Source organism: Bacteroides reticulotermitis JCM 10512 (assembly GCF_000517545.1).
GTDB classification, from domain to species: domain Bacteria; phylum Bacteroidota; class Bacteroidia; order Bacteroidales; family Bacteroidaceae; genus Bacteroides; species Bacteroides reticulotermitis.
Genome location: NZ_BAIV01000049.1, coordinates 1 through 16,511 on the forward strand (window position 1 = coordinate 1; position 16,511 = coordinate 16,511).

The window sequence follows — 16,511 nt, forward strand, 5'->3', positions numbered from 1 at the left end:
GGTCTACGGACTTTTCCGTAGCAAACAACTTAAACCGGTTTTGTTAGCAGCCAACGTAGGTTGGCCGATTGAATAATCAGGTTGGCTGATCGGCCGGCATAGGTCGTCTGTCCGGCCAACTTGGGTTGGCTAGCTAAATTGCTGCTGTGCAGAAGCAGAAATAGTTGCTTGTCTAGAGTTTACTGGTTCCATAACTTTAGGCAGCTGAATCGACATGGGCAGAGAAAACCTGAATACAAAAAACTGAAGGCTGAAAGCTGTTTAGGATCACAGCTTTCAGCCTTAAATGCTTTTATACGAGTTGATTAGGTCTTAAAATGAAACCTGAAAGACAAAATCACAACCTTTTGTTTAGCTGGTTTAATCCGGATTTTCGAGAAGTAAATAGGCGATTGTCTATAAAGCATTGGTTGGGGTGAGATTTCAAGCGGTCTGTTCATACGTTTGTAAAAAGAAAAAAGCATTAATAACCTAATGATTATTAATGCTTTATCGGTAGTCGGGATGACAAGATTCGAACTTGCGACCACTCGCCCCCCAGACGAGCACTCTACCGGGCTGAGCTACATCCCGAATTGCGGTTGCAAAAGTACTGCTTTATTTTGAAAATGCAAATGTTTTTTGCTTTTTATTCCCTTTCATCAGCAGCCCATACACTCCCGATAGAAATCTAACATTTCAAAGATTGTATCTTTGTCGGCTGTCTGGTTGATGCAGATATCTCCGATTTCACGTAGGAGTGTAAAGTTGATTGTGTCGGAAGTATTCTTTTTGTCATGTTGCATAAACGCGTATAATTGCTCGTATTGCTTGCAGTCGAAGGTGAATGTTCCGTAGTTTTCTTTAATGAACTGAATGGTTTGACGCATCTTGTCTTTGGGAAATCCTACTTTGATATGCGATAGGTAGAGCTCGCACACAACTCCCCAAGCTACTGCGTAACCATGTAATACGGGGCGGTTCTGCGCCAAAGCCAGACTCTCGAAAGCATGTCCTGCTGTATGTCCCAGGTTGAGTGCTTTGCGAATGCCGTGTTCGAAAGGATCTTGTTCGACAATGTCTTCTTTTACTTGCACAGAACGGCCAACCAACTCTTTGAGATAGGCATAGTCGATGTTCTCAGTATCGAATGCCAGCAGTTCTACAGTGTGCCTTGTCGCTTATAAGTCCGTGTTTCAACATTTCCGCATAGCCTGAGATGAAATTATGTGCATCCAGGCTACGGAGAAATTCGGTTTCAATCAATACACTGTTGGCGGGTGCAAAGGCACCTATTTCATTTTTCAATCCGTTGAAGTTGATTCCCGTTTTACCACCGACAGAAGCGTCGACCATTGCCAATAGCGTGGTGGGTATGTTGATATAGGCCAGTCCCCGTTTAAAAGTGGCTGCTGCGAAACCTCCGAGATCGGTTACCATACCTCCACCCAGGTTGATTAGCAACGAGTGACGTGTGGCGCCTTTTTCGCTTAGTGCCATCCAAACTGATGCAAGTGTGTCCAGCGTTTTGTGTATGTCTTCGGCACCGATGCGGATCTCAATAGCGTTTTTCAATTGAGGAACTTCTTTCAACGCAGGAAGGCATAAACGGTCGGTATGTTCGTCCGTAAGGATGAATAGTTTATCGTGGGGACACTTTTCAAGGGCGTGTCCCAGACTCTCTTCCAGGTTCTCGCAGAGAATAACTTCTTGTTTGCTCATGATTCTTTTTGCTGATTATGCTACAAATGTAAGGATTATATTTTTTTTAGCTTCCTTTTGTCGTGCTAAAACGTATTATATCGTTAGATTTGATATTTACTTCCGCCTACTTCCTTCGGTTTTTTATTTTTTCGGAAAAGCGGGTATATGGGGATTAGTCCTGATTTAGACCGATTTAGTCGGCGAAAAAACAGTATTTAATGAATTTATCAAAAGATAACTGAACCTGAATTAAACCTTTTATGTTGTTTAGGATCAAAAGGACGTTATTGCTACTATTAAATGTAAACGAATTAAGACTAATGAAAAGAATATCTGCTTGGATGGTGCTGACACTTTTTTGCACTCTCTCTGTTTTAGCCCAGAATAAAGTGATTACCGTTTCGGGACGCGTAATTGAAAGCGATTCGAAGGAGCCGGCTGCTCAAGCTACGGTACAGTTGTTGGCTTTGCCCGACAGTACTTTTACTACAGGTTTAGCCAGTAATAACCAAGGCGCGTTTACGTTGTCCAAAGTGCAAGCAGGAAAGTACCTCCTAAAGGTTTCTTATATTGGTTTTAAAACGAAATTGATTCCTGTTCAGCTAACGAATAGTGCGCCTGATAAAAAGATGGGTACAATCTCGCTCGACCCCGATGCCATGATGTTGAGTGAAGCGGTGGTTACGGCTGAGGCTCCTCAGGTGACCATGAGAGAGGACACTTTGGAATACAACTCAGCAGCATTTCGTACGCCGGAAGGAGCTATGTTGGAGGAGTTAATCAAGAAACTGCCCGGAGCTGAAATTGATGATAACGGAAATGTAAAAATTAACGGGAAAGAGGTTAAGAAGATCATGGTTGAAGGTAAAGAGTTCTTCGGCGGCGATGTGAAGACCGGCTTGAAGAATCTGCCCGTCAATATGATTGATAAGCTTAAGACGTATGATAAGAAATCGGATTTAGCCCGAATTACCGGAATTGATGACGGAGAAGAAGAAACGGTACTTGACTTGAAGGTCAAAAAGGGAATGAACCAAGGTTGGTTTGGTAATATAGATGGCGCTTTAGGTACCGAAGATCGTTATTCCAGTAGCTTGATGTTAAATCGCTTTGTAGAAAATAACCAGTTTTCGGTGATCGGCTCTGCCAATAATGTGAATGATCAGGGATTCTCAGGTGGAGGTGGCGGCCCTCGCTTCCGTGGAGGAAACAACGGGTTGACTGCTACTAAAGAGTTGGGTGCGAACTTTGCGACTCAAACAAGTAAGCTCGAAATGGGAGGTAGTGCCCGTTTTAATTATAGAGACGCGGATGCCAGTTCTGTAAACTCTTCCGAGCGCTTCTTAAAAGAAGGAGGGACTAACTCATTCTCTAACTCAAATAACGGTAATCGGAATAAAAATAAAGCATTTAATGCTGACTTTCGGTTGGAGTGGAAACCGGATACATTGACTAATATCATTTTCCGACCGAATGTGAATTATGGTAAGACGGACGGACTGTCGATCTCTGAATCGGGAACGTTTAATCAGGATCCGTTTGGAATTATATCAAATCCGAATGATTATCTGAATTCCGATGAGTGGGTTAACAACCCAACTCGTGATCCGCTGAGGGATATTCGCGTGAATCTTAGTAATAACAATTCTTTGTCCGATGGTAACAGCTTTTCGGGAGATGCTTCTTTACAGGTTAACCGCAAGCTAAATAATGAAGGAAGAAACATCACGTTGAGAGGTACATTCAACTATGGCAATAATGAAAATGATCAATACAGTGATTCCAAGACTCATTATTACAATGACAATAGAGATGATAACCGCAAGCAATACATAACTAGCCCAACCAAAAGTTATGATTATTCCGCTCAGCTGACGTATAGCGAACCGATTGCAAAAGCTACTTTCTTGCAATTCAGTTATCGGTTTCAATATAAGTATAGCAACAGTGACCGAAGAACGTATGACTTAATGCCGCATGCGGGTCAGGCTTGGGATTGGAACTTGGGGGATGATTTACCGGAAGGGTATTTGGATAACTATGTAGATAGCTTGAGCAAATACGCTCAGTATAAATATTATAACCACGACATAGGTACCAGTCTGCGTTTTATTCGTGAGAAGTATCAGTTGAGCGTAGGTCTGTCATTCCAGCCTCAAAACACCAAATTGGATTACCGGAAAGAAGAGATTGATACGGTTGTGACAAGATCGGTTTTCAACTTTTCGCCGAATATTGATTTCCGCTATCGATTCTCGAAACAGAGTCAGCTGCGTGTGACCTATCGCGGACGTGCTAGTCAGCCGGGCATGGAGAACTTATTAGACATCACCGATGACTCCAATCCGTTGAATATTCGCAAGGGTAATCCGGGGTTGAAACCCTCCTTTTCACACAACGTGCGTATGTTCTATAATACGTATAATCCGGAAAAACAAGAAGGGATTATGGCACATGTTAACTTCTCTGCAACTCAAAATAGCATAAACAATAGTACGATTTATAACGAGGAGACGGGGGGTACAATTGTACAGCCGAAAAACATCAACGGTAATTGGAATGCTTACGGAGGATTCGGTTACAACACAGCGCTCAAGAATAATAAGAAATTTACGGTGAATACGTACTCGGATCTGGGGTATAATAATAGTGTAAGTTATCTTTATAACAACAACTTACAAGCTGATGAAAAGAACACTTCGACCAATTTGTCTTTGTCTGAGCGGTTGAGTGGTACGTACCGAAACGATTGGTTTGAGTTTACTGTAAACGGGTCGATTAACTATAATTTTGAACGCAATAAATTACGTTCCGAGAGCAATCAGGAGCCTTATACGTTTGGTTATGGAGCAAGTACCAATATTTTCCTTCCTTGGGATATGAGTGTTTCTACCAATCTAACGAATAATTCCCGGCGAGGGTATCGGGATGCGAGCATGAACCGGAATGAACTGGTGTGGAACGCACAACTTGCGCAGAACTTCTTGAAGGGGAATGCGGCAACTGTTACTCTGGAAGTCTATGATATCTTGAAACAACAAACTAATATTAGCCGTACGCTAACCTCTGAGATACGTTCTATCTCCGAATATAACGCAATCAATAGCTATGTGATGCTTCGTTTCTCTTATCGCTTGAATATTTTTGGCAATAAAGAGGCTCGTAGCGGTATGCGTCAGGTGGATTCGATGGTGGATCGCGTGGCGGCATGCGTGGCGGTTCTCACAGAGGAGGTTATGGAGGTGGAAGAGGGCATTAAAGACGCTTCTTGACCTTAGCAACTCCGCTTGATGCAAAAGTTTCCTGCATAAGGCGGAGTTTTTTTTGCTTGGAGAAGTTTTTTTACTTATTTTTGTTTCTATGATCGATTGGAATCTCATTGCCAGCCAGATAGCTACCCTTACATTTGACATCGTTTACTTCGGGGCTATTATTAGTACGATAATTGTTATCGTGCTTGATAATCGCAATCCGGTGAAAACAATGGCCTGGATCTTGGTATTGATGTTTTTGCCTATTGTGGGATTGATATTTTATTTCTTTTTCGGTCGAAGTCAGCGAAGAGTACGTATTATCGGGCAAAAGAGTTACGACCGCTTGATGAAGAAGCCTATGGCTGAGTATCTGGCGCAGGACTACTCGGAACTACCTACCGCATATACCCGTCTTATTTCATTCTTTCGCGAAACGAATCAGGCTTTTCCTTTTGAGGGCAACCGGGTGGAGATATACACGGGTGGGTATACCAAACTTCAGGCTTTGCTTCGCGAACTTCAAAAGGCCAAGCGGCATATTCACATGGAGTACTATATCATAGAGAATGATGCCATTGGTCGGATGTTGAGAGATGTACTCATCGAAAAAGCCCGTGAAGGGGTGGAAGTCCGGGTTATCTATGACGATGTAGGGTGTTGGCATGTACCCAATCATTTTTTTGAAGCCATGCGCGAGGCAGGTATTGAGGTTCGAAGTTTCTTAAAGGTTCGCTTTCCGCTATTTACCAGTAAGGTGAATTACCGTAACCATCGCAAGATCGTTGTGATTGACGGGTGCGTGGGCTTTGTAGGCGGTATGAACTTGGCTGAACGCTATATGCGTGGTTTTTCATGGGGTATCTGGCGCGACACGCATATCATGATGGAGGGGAAGGCCGTGCACGGATTGCAAACGGCTTTTTTACTCGACTGGTATTTTGTGGACCGTACGTTGATTACGGCTTCCCGTTACTTCCCGAAAATAGAAACTTGTGGAAACTCGTTGGCGCAGATTGTCACCAGTGAGCCGATTGGCCCCTGGAAGGAAATCATGCAGGGGATGCTGATAGCCATTACCAGTGCTAAGAGTTACATCTATATACAAACTCCTTATTTCTTGCCTACCGAGCAAATACTGACTGCTATGCAGACAGCTGCCTTATCCGGTGTCGATGTACGTTTGATGCTACCGGACCGGGCTGATAACCGGTTGACGCACTTAGGGTCTTGTTCTTACCTGGAGGATGTGTTTGAGGCCGGGGTTAAAGTCTACTTCTATAAGAAAGGATTTCTGCATGCGAAAACGATGGTATCGGATGATATGCTTTCTACCGTAGGTTCGACGAATGTGGATTTCCGCAGTTTTGAACACAACTTTGAGGTGAACGCATTTATGTATGACATGGAAACGGCGCTGGAAATGAAAGAGGTGTTCTTACAAGATCAGCGCGAATGCATCCAGATCTTTCAGAAAAATTGGGTGAAACGCTCTTGGAAGCAGAAAGCGGCCGAATCGGTCGTACGCTTGATGGCTCCGTTACTTTAGTCGCTTATTTGAAGAGCGAGAAGTTTACGCTACCGTATACTCTTCTTTCCAGAAAATGGGGATTGTCTTCGAAATTGTTTTGTTTACCGTGCTCCAATACAAGTATTCCATCTTCTTTGAGTAAGTTCTTCTCGAATATCAGATTCGGAATTGACTCCAACTCTTTTAAATCATAAGGGGGATCGGCGAAAATAAAATCAAACTGCTCCCGGCCGGCACGGATAAATTTGAATACATCGCCACGGATGGGGATGCATTTATCTGTTTGTATCTCTCGCATGATTTTAGAGATGAAAGAGTAGTGTGCCGGTTCTTTCTCAACACTGATCACCCGATCGCATCCTCTGGATACTAATTCGATGCTAATGCTGCCGGTTCCGGCAAAAAGGTCGAGTGCTGTTACGCCATCTTCAAAATCAATATATTTGATGAGAACATTGAATAGGTTCTCTTTCGCAAAATCGGTGGTTGGACGCGCCTTGAAAGTATGTGGCACGTCAAATCTTCTTCGTTTATAAATTCCGCTAATTACTCGCATGTCAATAAAGCTTGCATATCAATATTAGTAGCAGGGTTCGTGATGAATACCTGCAATATGTATTTTTTTAGTTCTTGAATAAGTATCTCTTTGTCGGCCAGCACTCCGGTCAGGTGTAGCTCGTCGCGCTCCTGATCGAATCCCAACTGCTTCCATGTATAGAGCAGGTAGTATATCCGGTCTTGGATATGTGCACATTCGAATGAGTTGACCAATAATAGATGGCCTCGTTCAAAGCCATAGAGATCGATGGCGTCCGGTCGCAAGGACGCATACATTTTCCGGCTGTTGCCCAGTCGGCTCTTAGTCGAGAAGAAATCGATGAGTGGACTCGACTGCGAATAAAAACGGGCATCAGGATATTGTTCCAGCAGGAAAGAGTACGCACTTTTATCTATTCCAAAGATCACTACGACGCTATTCTTTTTAAGTACGTTGTAGAGAATGATCTCGTTCTCCCGTTTGGGATGATTGTGGTGGAAAATGACTTCGGCCTGTTCGTCTTCGAATAACTCCAGCGGGATGGTCGTAAACCTTTTGCCGGTTATCATGATGTTGATCCGCTTGTAGCTATAGCTTAAGAACTCCAGTTCACGGAAAGCGCTCTTAAGATTGGCAGTGAGCGATAAGGATGAGTCAACCTCCCTCTCTATAACCGTCAGGGAATCTTCCTGAATAGGGTTGTAGATTGAGAAAGAAAATCCGTCCGTACCTAGGCGGAAAGAGAGTGTGTATTGCTCGGATTTAGTGAAATTTACCGTTATTCCCATTTGCCAATGCTATTGTTCATATCATTAACAGACCAGCTGTATTCTTGTTAGTCATTTCTTTTTCTTGTACCTCTTTTATGCGAATGGTTCAATATAAAATGTGGTTTTCATTCTGATATTGCTTTTAAGTTGTTATATTCGCATTGCAAAAATAGAACAAAAATACTCCCGAGAGCTTTTTTCTCGTACAAAAAATGATAAATAACTATTTAGAGAGACAAATTAAAGGAAATTTTCCTTATCAACCAACTTTTGAACAGGATCAGGCGGTGAAATCTCTTGCTGAGTTTCTGCTTTCTACCTCATCTGATGGGGCTTTTATTCTGCGAGGATATGCCGGAACGGGTAAAACATCGCTGGTAGGAGCACTGGTTAAGACCATGGATCAGTTGCAACAAAAGTCGGTACTGCTTGCTCCGACGGGGCGTGCGGCTAAAGTCTTTTCGGGTTATGCGGGACATTCGGCTTTTACAATACATAAGAAGATCTATAGGCAACAGTCGTTTTCCAACGAGACATCCAATTTCTCGATTAATGATAATTTGGCTACCCATACTTTATTTATTGTAGATGAGGCTTCGATGATTTCCAATGAGGGGATCTCCGGGAGTATGTTTGGTACAGGGCGTTTGTTGGACGATCTGGTGCAATTCGTTTATTCCGGGCAAGGTTGTCGTTTGCTGTTGATGGGTGATACGGCCCAGCTTCCGCCGGTCGGAGAGGAGTTGAGTCCGGCTCTTTTTGGTGATGCTTTGAAGGGCTATGGGTTGGAAGTACGCGAAGTGGATTTGACGCAAGTTGTTCGTCAGGAACTGGAATCCGGTATTTTGTGGAATGCTACCCAATTACGGAATTTGATGGCGAAAGATCAATGTGACTCCCTGCCTCGCATCAAAGTAACAGGTTTTCCGGACATCAAAGTTGTGCCCGGTACCGAGCTAATCGAGGAGATCAGCAATTGTTACGATCGGGATGGGATGGATGAAACGATCATTGTTTGTCGCTCGAACAAAACGTGCCAACTTGTATAATAACGGCATCCGTGCCAGATTCTTTGGCGGGAGGACGAGCTGAATACAGGCGATATGTTGATGGTAGCTAAAAATAACTACTATTGGACCGAGCAGTACAAGGAGATGGACTTTATAGCGAATGGGGAAATAGCGGTAGTCAGACGGGTACGCCGAACGCGTGAACTCTACGGTTTTCGCTTTGCGGAGGTAACCCTTACTTTCCCCGATCAGGATGATTTTGAAATGGATGCCAATCTGCTGCTCGACACGCTTCACTCCGAAGCCCCTGCATTGCCTAAGGAAGCCAATGACCGTTTGTTTTACACCGTGCTCGAAGACTATGCGGATATTCTTAATCGACGTGACCGCATGAAGAAGATGAAGGCTGATCCGCATTATAATGCTTTGCAAGTGAAGTATGCTTATGCGGTGACTTGCCATAAAGCGCAGGGCGGACAATGGCAAAATGTTTTCTTAGATCAGGGCTATATGACCGACGACTACCTGACGCCCGACTATTTTCGTTGGCTTTATACGGCTTTTACCCGGGCCACCAAGACTTTGTATCTGGTAAATTATCCCAAAGAACAGATTTTATAAACGTTTGATAGAATTAAGGCGGAACTCAAGAAGTGGCGCCTGTATCGATAAAATTAAAGCCTGCCCACGAAGAGTGAACAGGCTTTATTAAATCAGTTTTTAAAATGTTCCTTACTTCTTATCGCAGAAGTATCCATAGTGAAGGACTTCGTCTTTGGTGAAGGTAAATATACCCCAAACATTGGTTCCGTCATTTTGAATAATTTCTAAGTCGATGCTTTCATTATGAGTACCGAGTCCTCCCTTCGCGTTGAATAAACCTTCGGTTTTCTTTCCGACAGTCTTACCGCCTTTAAATGATAATTTATATAGGTAATAAGTGTAATACTGCCAGCCGTATATTACATCTCCGTTTTCATTTTCAGAATTGATACTTGTTCCCCAACTCATATAGCTATCGCTTTTCCCGTCAAGGTAATAGCGGCGGGTGCCGTCTGCTTTGATGACGGCCAGTTCTTCTTCAGTAAAGGCCTTGGTCGTAGCACTCACTGAAACTTTCACGGTAGCAGATAGGGCTGTACAATCTGTAATTGTTAGTGTTGCAGTGTATGCTTCCGGTTTAGATTTAGCTGAAATAGTAACTTCACCTTCTTCTGTGATAACAGCAGTTACTGCCGGGTTATCAGCCTTGGCTGTATATCCACCGTTACCTAATACCACATGAGTCTCGAATGTCCCAACATGTCCGAGCTTTGTTATTAACTCAACTTCTGATTTCTCCAGAGTTAAGACATCTGTTGTGTATATATAAACAGGTAATTTGCGGTAAAACCCTCCTTTGTCGGAAACAACAATGAGCGTTTCCCCGTTCGATACACCTTCAACTACTACCTCGCCATCTTCAACATATGCCTTGGCTATGCTTTCATCTAAAGCAAAAACTGAATATTCTCCGTTTCCCTGCTTTATATCCAGAGCCGTTTTATTTTCAGCGCCAATCTTAACCCTCAGAGATTCTACGCCAATTTCCAACTCGGTACTGTTATCAACCGCAGGTATTTCGTCATCGTCACTGCATCCGGTGAAGCCCATCGGCAATAACACAGAAAGCAATAAGAGCATTATTTTATTTGAGTTCTTCATAATTTGTTTGTTTTACTAGTTACACAAGTTGACTATTTCCAATCTTTCGGATATTTAATTCCATCGAATACCAACTCATCATTGTAGAAAGCGCGTGCCATTCTTTGCATAGCGGGTAATTGGCTATTCTCAAAATTACTACGGTTAGGATCCATTGCAAAAATCATATGTGATAGGTACCCATTCGTACGCATATTCTTTAAATTCGTTTCACTAGCAGTACGTCCTTGGGCAAACTCTTGTGAGTATAATCCCATATTGGATTTAGGCATTCCCGGGAAAGAACTTGATAAATCACTGGCATTACCATAATCGTGTAAAGCATAATCTACGAATTCACCGGATTGAGCCCCGTCTATTGAAGGAAGCCCATAGGTTGTACTGTAGGCATATGCAATAACCCATCTTTCGGGTTGCGCCTGCTTTACTTCATAGCAAAGACGAGCTGCCGGCTCTTTGCCCGGATACACAAAACCAGGTGTTATGTTCGAATATTCATATTTGGAGTATTCATCGTCTACAAAGATTCCATCCAATTGGTAGGCGTCGCACATGGCTTTTACTTCCTGAGCAAATGCCTGCGCTGTTTCTTTAGACATATTCGCAACGCCGGAACGGTCATGGTTGCCCAATAAACCCAGGATGATTTTCATACCTCTATCCTGCAAGGGTTTGAGGTAGTGTTCGCGTTGGTCGAGTAGGGCTTGTACATTTTCATTATTGAAGATGTAGACACGTCCGGTTTCCGCATTGTAGTTGATGTTTGCTGAGAAAAGAATGAGCGCATCTACTAACGGCTTTCCATTACTTTTAAGGGTAAAGCTTAGATTGTTAAGCGGATTGGTATCATTAATTTCCATGCAACTGAATACTTTGACACTTGGTTTTCCGTCTACATATTTTGTGCAATCAGGAATACCTGTTAGGTCTTTAACAAAGATCAAGCGTGTCTGATCTATTTCAGGAAGTTCAAAGTTGCCCGAAGCGACTTTCATACGTAAAGGGATGACATAGCTCTTGGTGGGCGACAGGCTACCGTCTGATGTGAAAGAAACATTCATATCAGATGATACAACCGAACCGGCTGCTAACTTTATAACACCTTCATTCTCTAAGGTTACTTCACTCTTAGGGAATGCTTCATATTCCGTCCCGTTTTTGGTATTGTATTCGGTGAGTGCTGTTTCGTCATAAGTAGCAACTACAGATGCTTCTGTTGTTAGTTTTGCTGTTGTCTTCAGATGAAAGGGAAGGCTGCCTTCGCTGCGAAACTCAGTGTTTGAGAACATCCGTTTTCCGCTATTATCACTGATGTATCCCATAACACCATCACTTATCGTGTATTGGTTTTCGTCCAATTGTCCGACTGATACATCATCGGAGCAAGCGACAAACAAACCGCCTGACAGCACGAGGCTGCAAGCCAACTTTTCAAGCTTATATAATTAATATGTTTCATGATTTGTTTTATTTAGTAAATAAGGCGCTTATTTAGGTAATGATACAGGCTTCCAAGTAATTGTTTTATTAGCTACTAGGGTATTTCCATTGCCTGTGCGGTCATTGATGAGTTGTCCACTGCCTTCGTCAAACTTCCAGTATGCTACCAGGCCTTCGCTGTTTGGCGCTACTACATAATAATGGTCTTTAGCTTTTATATCATCGGCACTTAGTACACGATTCCAGATGCGACATTCGGAAATATCTCCTTCTAACCAGCGGTTATTGTCGTAAGACTTACCTACGTAGAAGCTGCTAGTTGCCCAATTAACTTCTCTGCGGTAGCTTGTTATTTGTGTAGCGCCTTTTTTAACTCCGTTTAGATATACGTCAACTGCTCCGTTTGATGAATCATAGGTGATAGCCATATGAATCCACTCATTCGTAGTAAGTTGCCAACTTGGATCGGTAACATTGTTGCTTGAGGCTACCTGAATCTGGTTATCAGGAACTCCGGCATCACCGATACGAATCAAGAAGCCGCCTTCAATACCCATAATCGTACTGATCAGTTTGTCGAATTTTTCTATTCGTACAAGAGCTTCTACAGTCAGTTGCTTCATATCCTTAAGTGTAGAAGTCGCTGGCGTTTGCAGTGATAAGAAGTTCTCTGTAATATTTCCAACGGTGTTGATTAGTGCTGCTCCCTTTATTACAAAATAGGTAGTACGCGTACTCTTCAAAAAGTCAATGCTGGCGTCTGCAACAGTTACAGGCAATACATATATAGAATCACGATTCAGGTCGGATAGATTTTGGAAATGTATGCCGACATCATTGCCTTTGACGGTTCCCGCTGCGATGGTAGAAACATTCTCCGGAATTGCGTAGAACTTCTTTGGTAAAATAACTGCTTTGTCATCATACGTGAGGTTGTACATATCTACCAACGTAGAATCTGCTTTGTAGGTAACCTTTATATCTTTTTGCTCCGGCTTAGCAATGGCCGTTTGAATCACCATATCTTCTGTCTCGTTGGTTCCTTTTAATAAGATTGTTCCAACCTTAGCAGAACTGGTGAAAGCTTTATTATCATAATTCTCCATATCTTCGCAAGAGGTGCATACTGCCAGCAGGCAGGATGTGGCAAGCAATGAAGAGAATAAGTTGTTCATGATCTTTCTCATAATTAAATCTCCTTTCATTTAACAGATGGATTAACACTCGATATTAGTTCTCTTGTATAGAAGTAATCCTGTGCAGATGTGTGATAGTCTGTGGACACATTATAGATTCCGACAGCTTTAACTGTAATTCCGCCATACGCAATGGGAGCCCAGTCGGCCAATCCTTTAATGGCTAATGAGCCATCGGCGAAATATCCAATTTTCTTGTTCGGATCATTGAGGTCAGTTGCCATAACCACCATGCCGTAGCGATCTTCAGGAATATTCTCTTTGACCGCCAATTGCAAGTTATAGGTTAATGCATTGGCATTAGTGGCCTCTTTTCCGGAAATCAGAATGGACAGGCAATCGTCGAGTAAAGACGGATCTATCAGGTTTTGCGGTTTCCCTTCATAAGAAATAATCTTTTGCTGATTGCGCTTATGCCAGTCGGTAACCATATTAATGAAAGCAGTTTCGTTGGCCGTATATTCTTTCAGTTCATCGGGACGCATATGTAGGCGGGATTTGCTGCATAGGTAATGCAGATACCGTCATAATCATACTTGTTTGCTAAAGACAAAGAATATCCCAGAGAATCAATTAAGAAGCTAACAAAACTTTCGGATACCGGTTCTTCCTCGGTAGCCAACTCCAATTTGGTATTATATGCAGCTTTGATTGATTCGAAATCAATGCTATAAATAACTTTTGTAGCTTTATCAGTACGGATTTTCGCCATTTCTTTCAATTCCCAGTCAGTTAGATTGTCGGGATGTATCATACCTACTATATCTACACTGTCCGGCAAATCAATTATATGCTGAGCACGGGTGAAAGGTGTTTTTTCACTGTTGTCGAACCAAACATATACCAGTGTGTGATCGGACTTTTTATACTCGCGCAAGTTATTTAAATATTTTGCGTAGAGTTCAGGATTCTTGTTGGCAATATTGGCTTGATCGAGATCAACACTTTCTACATCTGTCCAATCGCTACATGATGTAATGACAGCTATTGTCAGCATGGAAAATAAGATCCCGAAAATAGTATGTTTCTTATTCCTTTTCATATATTTCATTTTATTATAAACAGATTAATTAGCTTATTTGCAATCCCACCAAATATGGGTAGCCATTGTATCTCCTTTTTTGTTATTTGATTCTTGAGCCAATGTGCTGACAGCTGCTTTTACGTTCTCGCCATTTTCCCGATATTCATTGGTTGGATATGGTAGGCGGCGTGCACCTTCGGCATCATTGACAATACCTCCACTTAAGTTGGCTGCCATTGGCATAAGTTTAGGATATCCGGTGCGGCGGTATTCAGACCATGCTTCCATGCAATTGGGGAAGATAGCAATCCACTTTTGAGTAATGATTCTTTCTAAGTTCTTTTCAAAGCCGGCGCCTTCGTCCCAAGCAACGGTGATCAGGCTGTTTGTAGATCCTGAATAATCGTATGGTTGCCCGGAAGAACCCTTAAGTGGGTCGGTATACCCTTCGGCAACGCTAAGGTTGTTGTTCATATAGGTGTCTGCTCCATTTACTTTCCGTTCTTCGAATGAAGTCCGAATACCTGTTTCATAAAGTTCTTTAGCAGTACCGCCCATGTTCCAACCTCTAAGTGCTCCTTCTGCGCGTAGGAAAGCTACTTCGGAAGCCGGGAAAATCAGAATATCATCACTTGTGCTAACTTTCATGCAAGAGTACCCATGTGACCAACTATTAAACTCTCCTTGTCTGATTCCGCGACGGAGACCGACATACTTCTCGGTGCCTGTATATTTCTCACCCGAAACTGCGGTAAACGTACTTATGCCATAATAGGCAGGGCGGCGAGGATCGCTATAGCCATTCATATAGCACGTAAGGTCGGCAGAGATTCGAGCGTCAGACCAGTTAGGCATGAATCGTTCCCACGGATTATGGTCGGCTACCTTACGGAAAGCTCCATCACTGGCAGCGGTCATTACACCTATTTCAGAGTTTACAGCTTCTTCTGCTTTCTGTTGCGCCAATGTTGGGTTGGCATAGGATATGCGTATGGCCATGCGAAGTTTCAGTGAGTTCGCAAATTTCACCCATGCAACTGTATTTCCTCCATATACTCGGTCGAATCCGGAGTTGAATTGCTGGGTTGAGTATTTGGTCAATATGGCAATCGTATTATCGAGGTCTTCAAACATTTTGTTGTAAATCGCCTTCTGTGAGTCGTAAGGTGATCTAATGGCGTTTGCTACTCCAACCTGTGAATAAGGTATCGGTCCGTATGTATCGGTTACACGCAACATGGTAGCAATGCGGAAGAGTTCGGCTAATGATAGAAAAAACTCGTCGTCAACCTGATCTTTCATCTGAAAGTAGTTGGGGTAGAATTTCTCGTAGAAGTCGTTGAATGGAACTCTCAACCAATTGTCCGATGGATTGTAGGTAGCAAAACGTCCGGACCAACCTGTACCCAGATTGGAGTCGGCTACATATCCGGAGAGTCCGCCCGGCATTAAACAGTCTACATATTGAGAGAGGTTCTCTTGTTCGGGCATCATCATATCCTGTAAATTCAGGATCAGTGCTCCTAATAGATATCCACCTTGATTCATTTCATCAAGATCCGGCTCATGTGGATTCTTATTATATTTTTCAAAGTCAGCTGTACAAGCGGCAGTACTGAGAAGTATGGCGCCTACGGCAATAAACTTGGCTATTGTGCTATTTCTTTTCATAATATCCGTATTTTAGAATTTAAGTTTCAAGTTGAATCCTACACTGCGAAGACTTGGCATCATGAAGTAGTCAATTCCCTGATAGTAATTTCCGGTAGTGGCAACTGCTTCCGGATCGAAGGGAGCTTTGGAATAAATCATCCATAGGTTGCGACCTACTAGAGACAGGGTGATGTCCATTACATTCTTTAGCTTGCTTCTTGGAATCGTGTAGCTAACAGATGCTTCTTGCAGACGAAGGTTTGTAGCACTATACGTATAGAACTGCGGAATACCGCTATCTGCACCTACAGCAGTGTACCATTTCTTCGCATCGATAACGTCTCCGCCATTGATGACCACACCTCCTTTGTCGCGAGCCGCAGCTGTAACTTCCGATACTCCGTATGAGTCAAGTACTGCTTGTGTGGCAGAGTAAACAATTCCACCCAAACGAGCTGTGAGAAGGAAGCCAAATCCAAAGTCTCCTACCTGGAAATCATTTCTCCATGCCATGTTTGCTTTAGGAGATATAGAACCCAAATAGATATCATCTACCTTGTCATCTACTTTCACCGAACCGGTGGCATCTACATAGATGTTATTGTTAGAATCGCGATATAGATCAGCCTGTGAGTAAAGGTCTCCCAATGAACCACCTTTTTTCAAGATGAAACGTGCTTTGGATAGCCCACCTACATCCATGCGGTCTTT

Annotated in this window: 7 protein-coding genes, 1 tRNA gene and 5 pseudogenes; 3 read left to right on the forward strand and 10 right to left on the reverse strand. The window is 42.9% G+C overall.

The genetic code is table 11. The features are described from left to right. Window positions 1–499: 499 nt before the first annotated feature. Together JCM10512_RS20070 and aroB are read right to left on the reverse strand one after the other, a co-directional pair. A tRNA-Pro gene (locus JCM10512_RS20070) sits at window positions 500–573 on the reverse strand. A 68-nt stretch (window positions 574–641) separates the two neighbouring features. Next, a pseudogene (gene aroB / locus JCM10512_RS20075) lies at window positions 642–1,701 on the reverse strand (3-dehydroquinate synthase). Window positions 1,702–2,003: 302 nt separating this feature from the next. Between aroB and JCM10512_RS20080 the strand changes: the two are divergent. Together JCM10512_RS20080 and cls are read left to right on the forward strand one after the other, a co-directional pair. Next, window positions 2,004–4,942 (forward strand): annotated as a pseudogene (locus JCM10512_RS20080) (TonB-dependent receptor). Window positions 4,943–5,043: 101 nt separating this feature from the next. After that, entirely contained in the window at window positions 5,044–6,483 is a 1,440-nt protein-coding gene (gene cls, locus JCM10512_RS20085; RefSeq protein WP_044165653.1) for a cardiolipin synthase, read from the forward strand. A gap of 4 nt (window positions 6,484–6,487) precedes the next feature. Here cls and JCM10512_RS20090 read toward each other — a convergent pair whose 3' ends face one another. Beyond that, window positions 6,488–7,021 carry an RsmD family RNA methyltransferase gene (locus tag JCM10512_RS20090; RefSeq protein WP_044165642.1) on the reverse strand — a complete coding sequence of 178 codons (534 nt, stop codon included), beginning with the start codon at window positions 7,019–7,021 and terminating at the stop codon, window positions 6,488–6,490. Continuing rightward, complete coding sequence (locus JCM10512_RS20095; RefSeq protein ID WP_044165645.1) at window positions 7,012–7,791, reverse strand: DUF3822 family protein; 780 nt, start codon at window positions 7,789–7,791, stop codon at window positions 7,012–7,014. Before JCM10512_RS20095 ends, JCM10512_RS20090 begins: the two co-directional genes overlap by 10 nt. Before the next feature lie 194 nt (window positions 7,792–7,985). Between JCM10512_RS20095 and JCM10512_RS20100 the strand changes: the two are divergent. Next, window positions 7,986–9,404 (forward strand): annotated as a pseudogene (locus JCM10512_RS20100) (ATP-dependent DNA helicase). Between the two features lie 111 nt (window positions 9,405–9,515). Here the strand turns inward: JCM10512_RS20100 and JCM10512_RS20105 are convergent. The 6 genes and pseudogenes from JCM10512_RS20105 to JCM10512_RS21705 all read right to left on the reverse strand — a co-directional run. After that, window positions 9,516–10,487: a hypothetical protein gene (locus JCM10512_RS20105; protein ID WP_044165646.1), complete on the reverse strand. Its 972-nt coding sequence runs from the start codon at window positions 10,485–10,487 to the stop codon at window positions 9,516–9,518. Window positions 10,488–10,519: 32 nt separating this feature from the next. After that, on the reverse strand, window positions 10,520–11,914 hold the full coding sequence (locus tag JCM10512_RS20110; RefSeq protein WP_044165650.1) for a BT_3987 domain-containing protein: 1,395 nt from the start codon (window positions 11,912–11,914) through the stop codon (window positions 10,520–10,522). A gap of 60 nt (window positions 11,915–11,974) precedes the next feature. After that, entirely contained in the window at window positions 11,975–13,114 is a 1,140-nt protein-coding gene (locus tag JCM10512_RS20115; protein ID WP_148298501.1) for a DUF1735 and LamG domain-containing protein, read from the reverse strand. Between the two features lie 14 nt (window positions 13,115–13,128). Further along, window positions 13,129–14,174: pseudogene (locus JCM10512_RS24965) on the reverse strand (glycoside hydrolase family 18). A gap of 24 nt (window positions 14,175–14,198) precedes the next feature. Beyond that, window positions 14,199–15,818, reverse strand: coding sequence for a SusD/RagB family nutrient-binding outer membrane lipoprotein (locus JCM10512_RS20125; RefSeq protein WP_044165652.1), 1,620 nt, complete (start codon window positions 15,816–15,818; stop codon window positions 14,199–14,201). Window positions 15,819–15,830: 12 nt separating this feature from the next. Further along, window positions 15,831–16,511, reverse strand: a pseudogene (locus JCM10512_RS21705) (SusC/RagA family protein); the annotation flags it as partial.